Source organism: Paenibacillus sp. P3E (genome assembly GCF_001909045.1).
In the GTDB taxonomy this organism is placed as follows: domain Bacteria; phylum Bacillota; class Bacilli; order Paenibacillales; family Paenibacillaceae; genus Paenibacillus_AQ; species Paenibacillus_AQ helianthi.
Window position 1 is genome coordinate 1 of record NZ_LVWH01000051.1, and the last position, 6,484, is coordinate 6,484.

The 6,484-nt window shown below is 39.1% G+C and carries 8 protein-coding genes; 7 read left to right on the top strand and 1 reads right to left on the bottom strand.

The window, feature by feature from the left end:
- Positions 1–400: 400 nt before the first annotated feature.
- The 6 genes from A3842_RS06775 (at position 401) to A3842_RS06800 (ending at position 5,282) form a co-directional block, all read left to right on the top strand.
- A complete protein-coding gene (locus A3842_RS06775) occupies positions 401–1,012 on the top strand; it encodes a DUF2441 domain-containing protein (RefSeq protein WP_074100855.1) in 612 nt (203 codons plus the stop codon).
- Between the two features lie 72 nt (positions 1,013–1,084).
- On the top strand, positions 1,085–1,597 hold the full coding sequence (locus A3842_RS06780; RefSeq protein WP_074100856.1) for a hypothetical protein: 513 nt from the start codon (positions 1,085–1,087) through the stop codon (positions 1,595–1,597).
- A gap of 272 nt (positions 1,598–1,869) precedes the next feature.
- Positions 1,870–2,769, top strand: coding sequence for a dihydrodipicolinate synthase family protein (locus A3842_RS06785; RefSeq protein ID WP_074100857.1), 900 nt, complete (start codon positions 1,870–1,872; stop codon positions 2,767–2,769).
- Between the two features lie 306 nt (positions 2,770–3,075).
- Positions 3,076–3,522: a GNAT family N-acetyltransferase gene (locus tag A3842_RS06790; protein WP_143186180.1), complete on the top strand. Its 447-nt coding sequence runs from the start codon at positions 3,076–3,078 to the stop codon at positions 3,520–3,522.
- A gap of 898 nt (positions 3,523–4,420) precedes the next feature.
- The gene (locus A3842_RS06795; protein WP_074085889.1) at positions 4,421–4,771 is read left to right on the top strand and encodes a hypothetical protein; all 351 of its coding nucleotides are present in this window, start codon (positions 4,421–4,423) and stop codon (positions 4,769–4,771) included.
- A 193-nt stretch (positions 4,772–4,964) separates the two neighbouring features.
- Positions 4,965–5,282: a hypothetical protein gene (locus A3842_RS06800; RefSeq protein WP_074085888.1), complete on the top strand. Its 318-nt coding sequence runs from the start codon at positions 4,965–4,967 to the stop codon at positions 5,280–5,282.
- Positions 5,283–5,452: 170 nt separating this feature from the next.
- Here A3842_RS06800 and A3842_RS06805 read toward each other — a convergent pair whose 3' ends face one another.
- Positions 5,453–5,836 carry a hypothetical protein gene (locus A3842_RS06805; RefSeq protein WP_074085887.1) on the bottom strand — a complete coding sequence of 128 codons (384 nt, stop codon included), beginning with the start codon at positions 5,834–5,836 and terminating at the stop codon, positions 5,453–5,455.
- A 466-nt stretch (positions 5,837–6,302) separates the two neighbouring features.
- On the opposite strand from A3842_RS06805, the gene A3842_RS06810 reads away from it, so the two are divergent.
- The coding region (locus A3842_RS06810) for a transposase (protein ID WP_371915987.1) at positions 6,303–6,484 on the top strand (182 nt) is incomplete at its 3' end.

A 6,484-nucleotide genomic window follows, 5' to 3' on the forward strand; every position in this document is an offset into this window, starting at 1 on the left:
TTGAACGTCTGGATCAATGGACGCGAATGAGGGTGCGAGCCTTTATGCGCAAAAAGAGATCTACGGTGTCAAACCGGCTGATACCAAACAAAGTACTGGAATCAGCCGGAATGGTATTTCTAACAAGCTTACTCACCACACGTTCCTAATTCAGGAGTGAAATAAGCAATCCGGCGACGGATGAAGGAAACTCACTCCTGAAGATGGGGAACTGACGAAGGAAAGCCGTGTGCGGGAAATCCGCATGCACGGTTTGACGGGGAGTCCGAGGGAGTAATCCCTCGTCTTACCCTACTGTTATGCTGTGGGATAGACTGACCGCAAGGCACACGAACAGGCAGGATAATGCTGGTAAATGCCGAATTTACCTATGTTAACTATGGTGAATAGGGGGGAGTCCATGCAAGGAAGCGAGTTGTATGTTTATCACATTGTCACTAGGAAAAAGATGGACCTCGGGCAGATCATTAGCTTTGACAAAAATCAACAAAACACCTTATATCACTTCTTTTTTGAGAAGGAACAGATGAATTCTAAAGGTGAAGATATGATTCAAATTTTGCATGGTCATTATACAAATGACGGCTTAAAGATGGATAAAGAGAATGCAGATGTAGCAATCAGATATATGGGGCAGACAATCAGGGCTATTAGAGAAGCCATATGTGAGATGGTTAGATTGCAGGAATATCCAGAATATCCTTCACGGTTGTCTTGCTTATATGCTGCGAAGAGCTATGAAGACGCTCAGAAATGGAAAGAACTATTCGATGCGTACCATCGAAAAGTTCTGCAGATCGTTAAACTTCGGGTCATTGGGAATATTTTTGAAGGTGACGGTAATCTTCTACCAAAGGAAGATGCAATTCCTTTTTCCCAAAAAATCGAACAAGCCAGAGAATATTGGAAAGGCAATATACATAACAAACTTCCTGAGCTATTGATCAACGGACAAATCGAAGTAGTAGAAATTATTGATGAATTCTCTGCTTCATTTCAGCAGAACGGTTAAAAAACCATTGAGCTTGTAGGCATAAAAGAGAACGTGTTGGTACGCTATAAAAAACTTACTAGGAGCTGAATGATGAGCGAATTTAGTGCAAGTTATCATTTACAGACAAGCGATCAGCAAAAAGCCGTTGAATTAATTAGAGCTTCAAACAATAAAGGATTTGTTTTCCCTGAGTCTAATGGTTGGGTGACTTTCATTGTTAAGGGACCGGCATTTGGTATCCGGAAAGCGATTGTATCGCTAAATCCAGGCTTATTAGTTCATTATTCATATATGGAAGATCACGGATGGGCACTATCATTTTTTGAGAAGGATGAACTCATATCTACATATAAATGCGATTGGACTGAGGAACTATTCATTGAGAAAGATAAGCTTGATATAGTTCTCCTTAGAGAATTAATTATTAAGCAAGGTAATTCAATTGAAGACTTGGAAAAAGCTTTAGATTTAGCGGAAGATGTTGGTGAAGAGCCTCCAGCTTATTTTATCGCAAATAAACTAGGATTAAGCTATTATGAATGGTTGTCCGCTGATAACATCGGCGATGGCTCATATTATAAAAACTTAGTAATTGTGGATTAATCGAGAAAGAGAAGACTAAACCCCGGAAGGTTCGTGAAGGTGGGAACGCTACTTAGAGGGGCTTTTCCAATTGCGCTAATGGGAAACGATAGCGGAAATGAGAGCAGATTGCATTGGCAGTCTGCTTTTTTCATTGAAGTAAAGGGCAGGATACGTTGAAGATTAAAATAGACTGGCCTAGTCAAATAAATGAAAATTGTACCTTCTAATCTTTTTTGAGAGGTTTATGCTCGTAATAAAAGACATTTTACTTTTGAAAGGTTGTATTTATTATGTTTACAGGTTTATCTGCATTTCCTCTTACTCCAATGAATGAGACCGGAATAGATGAGATGGCTTTAGTGCAATTACTCAAACGTTTAGCCTCAGCAAGAGTAGATTCAATTGGAGTTTTAGGGTCGACTGGTAGTTATGTTTATCTCAATCGGGAAGAACGACTGCGTGTTACTCAACTCGCAATTGAGTACGCCGAGGGGATACCAATAATGATTGGAATTAGTGCTTTACGTACACGTGATGTTCTCCAATTAGCCGAAGATGCTCAGAAGGCAGGGGCGAATGCTGTACTCCTAGCGCCAGTTTCCTATCAGCAACTTACTGATGACGAGGTGTTCTCACTGTATGAGACAGTAACAAAATCTCTTTCTATACCATTGTGTGTGTACGATAACCCAAGTACAACTCAATTCCGGTTCAGTGATCATTTGCATGGGCATATTGCGCGGTTACCAATAGTCCATTCCATAAAGATACCCGGGGTACCGGATTTCGATTCTGCTAAGCAGAGAGTGGAACAACTACGTGCCCATATACCAAAGGATGTTTCTATAGGAACTAGTGGAGATCCGTATGCAGTGGTTGGTTTAACTGCTGGATGCGAGGCATGGTACTCTGTACTTGGTGGTTTGTATCCTGATATTTGCATAAGTATAACCCGTGCTGCTCTGGGCGGGAATTCGGTCAATGCTGAGAGACAATCTGCTTTTCTTGCCCCTCTTTGGCAGATGTTTCAAAAGTATGGTAGTTTACACGTCGTTGCTACAATTGCGGAAATTCAGGGGCTGATCAACAATCCGAGTCTTCCGTTACCGCTAAAAAGTTTAGATGGAGTTGCTCGGCAAGAATTAGGAAATATCCTTGCTGACTTGCAACTCGAAATCCCGTTATGCTAACGAAACGCTAGCTCAAACACGATAAGGCAGCCGGTCAGTAAACGCGATCGGCTGCTCTTATTTAACTAAAGGTCACTATAACGTGGCGTATGATCAGACTAAGACAGGACTCACGACATCTTTTTTATAACAGTTTTATACTAATCGCAAAAAATTTATTAGTAGTATACTATTGGATGAGTGTCCATTATTGAAGGGAGTGATGAGGTATGAAGAATATTTTTGCTGTCACGGTTGTTAGGGAGGAAGTTCAATTATAGTCGCAGAGGAATTCCTCTGTGATATCAAAATTCCGGAGGAATTTATGTGGTTATTGAATTAAAGCCAGTATCATTTGAGAACTGGTACGATTGTACCAAGTTAAATGTAAAGCAAGAACAAAAAAGTGTGTTTCCAGCTCCTGTTGTCTATTGGATCGCAGAATCTAAATACGTTCATGATTTTGAGTTGCGTGCAATATATTCTGAGGCGTTGCTAGTCGGATTTATGGTCTTTTGTAAAACCCCCGACGAAGACGGTAACCACTGGATACCTGCACTCATGATTGATGAGAATCATCAAGGGAATGGTTATGGCAAATTAGCAATGGAAAAATTAATTGATCTTATGAGTGGGAATAGTTGTAACAAATTAATGATCGGGCACAAACCTGACAACTTGATTGCTGGGAACCTATATGAATCCTTAGGGTTTCAGAGGGCTAGCGATGAAATAATTGATGGTGAAATCATACGTTTTCTACAACTTAATTAAAGAATCTTCCTAGTAATAAGCGGAAATGAGCAGATTGCATTGGCAGTCTGCTTTTTTCTTTGAAAGTAACGGCAGATTTGTGGAACAGCAGGACCGTACAATCATTTACATTTACAATTAATTCCAGTGCAGTATAATAAGCGAGCGCTAATACAATATTTATCTAGGAGGCTATATGTAGGAAAAATTTGCGCTTACCAATAAGGCTGCTTGGGAAAGGAAAGCTTATCAGGCTTGGGTACAGTACCATGGATCTCCTAATGAATTTGCTCAAACGTTAAAAACAGATCCTCGGCACCCTTTAAGGTATTGGTTGAAGTACATAGGTAATCCATCAGGTAAGAAAGTATTCTATCTACTTGGTTCTCACGGTAAGAAGGCAATTTGTTTAGCCTTGTTAGGCGCTGATGTTACCCTGTTCCGTTGACTCCCTTATATGCATGAACAAGTTTAGTGTAAAAACTAAAGCAATAATTAGATTTGTTAGACTCAACTAACGGAAAACGTTAATTCAATAGGAACAAGTAGGCAGCCGCTCAAAAGATCGGTTGCTTTTCTTTAAGCTAATGGGCAGGATAATGGATGTGAGATTTCTTTGATTTAGTCCAATTAAATTTTGAGCTTATGCATTTTGTTTGCTTATTTTCTTCTACTAAAGATACAAGGGGGAAAAGTTGCTTTTGGAACACACTGGTGGGTGAGAAAACAGAAGAGAATACTTGTTTGCAAAAATGATGACAAGTAAAATATGGATATATTAATTGGATATTGACTGGGCATGATGGAAGTGAAAAAATGCGATGACTCGGATGTTTTTTTAAACCGACCCAGGATGTCATAAAGACAGAAACGTTATGTGAAATACCATTAAAAAACAAGGAAATGAGGGATATGCTCAATGACGTTACAAAACTTATTTAACGAAAAACCAGCTAAATTATGGAATGAGAGAATGTCAGTAGATGGAGATGAGTTTTTTACGAAAGAGAGATTACTAATGTCTGATAAAGTCCTGGATAAATTTATAAACCGATTATTATTATTACAAGAAACTAAACATCCTGAGAGTATTATGAAGGCTGTGGAAGAAATTGTAGTTACGTTTAATGAAATGAATGAGGACAATGGCTATTTTATTGAAACGATGGAGCGTGAAGAATTGGCTGATTTTATTGACAAGCCAGCTAGGCTAGCTGGATTAGAAATTGAGGAGGATCAAGATATTACAGAAGAATGGAGGGAGTGGTAATTTGTTGATTAGTTTTTGTAAATTGACTCAATAAAGTCCATAGTTCTTCACATAACACAATATTCACGCCTCGGGCTCAATTCAGTCCGGCAGGCAGATATAAATAGAATTCAACACAATTCCTCATAGAGGAAGGATAGTTCCGTCAATGGTAAGATAGAAATAAGAATTAATTTGAGAATGGAGGTATCATGTGGAACCTGACTTGGAGAAGGACCTAAAGGAAATATGTACAGACCTTTATGTGAAGTTAAGGGGGAACGGAGGCGGAAATGGGAATGCTTTGATTGATCACGGCTTGATTCAACATCTTCATACAACGTTGGATGCCTACAAGGAATCCATTCATAAAGAAGAAATGGTTTCAAAAGAATTAGTATGGTCCCTTTTTTATACCTGCAGCAGGTTCTATATACAAAGTAAATATTCTAGAAATGCCGTAGATCTCATGAGAGAATTTGATAAATTAAACTATAAGTTACTTCGCACTTTCGACAATTACGACAATTAGCAAGTATTTACTACTCGATGGCTTAGAGCTAACTGAAAAAGATAGAAAAAGCGGTTTCTTGCGGGAACCGCTTTTGTTTTTCTTTACTAATTGGGCAGTTTAGTGCAGCTCTTTTATATAAAAGGACTTGCTACTACTATTCTCCTGTTAAAATATGGGGGTTGTTAGATTCATTTAAAAGGACGGCGAATTACTTTAATAATGCGTGCCCCTTTACTAATCAGTCTTTGTGCTTGAGCCACATTTATTCTAACGAGCACTGCTACATCGGTAGAGTTCTCAACGTCGAATACTGAAAAGATCTGCCCATTGGCGAACAGTACTCCTTTAAGCTCAACTTCTTTTCCGCGGGTTGGTCTTGGAACAGTATTTTGAATTTTGCAACGCATTACACCCGCACGTATTAGACGGCGTGCTTGTTCAGTAGTCGTTCTAACCGCGAAAATCGGGTCTATTTCTACCCCTGTCGTTTTCGCTTCAATTTCAGATATTAGAAAAAATTTACTTCCTATTTGTGCAATACAATTGGAGCCTATGGTAACCGGATTTGCCATAGTGTATCACCCCCTCGAAACATGGTATGTATAGAAGGAGAATTAAGAAACGGCGAAGTTCCTAGCCGAGCAGCTTTCATATGTAAAAAAAGTTGCATGAACTGTGCCATAGATTACAAACAGATTTTATTCCACTAACGGGCAGCATAGTTTAATTATGTTTATTTTATCCTGATTATATTGTCTATCCATCGTGGTATTATTGAATGCAATAAACAATATAACACTTCTGATGGGGCGTGATTTGAATATGAAGGATCCCTTTAATCTGATGAATTTGGATATAGAAGAAGCAAGTATATACGAATTACAAAATGCGATGGAACAAGGTGAATTTACTTCAAAAGAATTAGGATGTGTCTGAAAACTAAATAACATGGTAAGATTTGAGAAAACGAATGGGGCGTCAAGCATGATTCAAAGACGGTACGAAATAAGCGATGAACAGTGGGAACAAATTAAGGACATGTTTCCACCCTACAAAACAGGGCGTCCGTCAAAATTAAGTGAAAGAACCATGTTTAATGCTTTTTTATGGATCGCTCGAAGTGGTGCTGCCTGGCGCGATCTACCGGAGGAACGCTATGGTTCATGGAAAACGGTCTACAGTCGCTTCTGCAAGTGGCGAGATACCGGACTGCTTGTCGC

Excerpts from the sequence above, each read along its gene's own strand:
- A3842_RS06775 (WP_074100855.1), top strand. The coding sequence starts at position 401 with ATGCAAGGAAGCGAGTTGTATGTTTATCACATTGTCACTAGGAAAAAG.
- A3842_RS06780 (WP_074100856.1), top strand. The coding sequence starts at position 1,085 with ATGAGCGAATTTAGTGCAAGTTATCATTTACAGACAAGCGATCAGCAA.
- A3842_RS06785 (WP_074100857.1), top strand. The coding sequence starts at position 1,870 with ATGTTTACAGGTTTATCTGCATTTCCTCTTACTCCAATGAATGAGACC.
- A3842_RS06795 (WP_074085889.1), top strand. The coding sequence starts at position 4,421 with ATGACGTTACAAAACTTATTTAACGAAAAACCAGCTAAATTATGGAAT.
- A3842_RS06805 (WP_074085887.1), bottom strand. The coding sequence starts at position 5,836 with ATGGCAAATCCGGTTACCATAGGCTCCAATTGTATTGCACAAATAGGA.